Source organism: Vibrio sp. 1978, assembly GCF_033344345.1.
The window spans coordinates 1-568 of sequence record NZ_JAWPOP010000813.1; the positions used below are offsets into that span (position 1 = coordinate 1).

A 568-nucleotide genomic window follows, 5' to 3' on the forward strand; every position below is an offset into this window, starting at 1 on the left:
TCTCCACAACGCAACGTAGCGGAAAACATCGCGTCCAATTGATTAAAGTTCAAACCTTGAATGGGATTGTCTTGATGCACAAAAATACCAATAGCATCAATAGCAACGCGCAATGCTGTAGGTTTGTAACCATGCTGTCGCTCAAACGCTTCGATTTCTTTCAAACGCATCGGGCGGCTCATTGGGCCAAACTGCGCCGTTTGCTCTGTTAAAGCAGGTGGCGCCGTTGACGAGCCTGAAGCTTGAACTTGCGCGTTGATGTTTGGGTAAATGGATTTAAACTCTTCCACCCAAAGTGTGGTCATCCCTGCCAAAGTGTCTGAGCCTACCGAAAGCAAATTACCAACAATGCCAGTGGTTTTATGGTAGTTCGGTAATGGCTTATCTTGAGCAACCGCCATACTCGAACAAATAAGCGCGATACAAGCGATGGCTTTACTGACTCGACGTCCCATTATTTCACCACTAAACGACTTGGAAGTACGAACGAGAACTTACTGCCTACACCGACTTCACTTTGAATTTCCAGGTGTGAGTCATGATGGCTCAGCGCATGCTTCACAATTGC

Annotated in this window: 1 protein-coding gene and 1 pseudogene; both read right to left on the minus strand. The window is 46.7% G+C overall.

Annotated elements, in window-relative coordinates:
- The coding region (locus R8N49_RS29260; protein ID WP_318190713.1) for a PstS family phosphate ABC transporter substrate-binding protein at positions 1-455 on the minus strand (455 nt) is incomplete at its 3' end.
- Positions 455-568 (minus strand): annotated as a pseudogene (locus tag R8N49_RS29265) (histidine kinase); the annotation flags it as partial. The gene R8N49_RS29260 and the pseudogene R8N49_RS29265, both read right to left, overlap by 1 nt.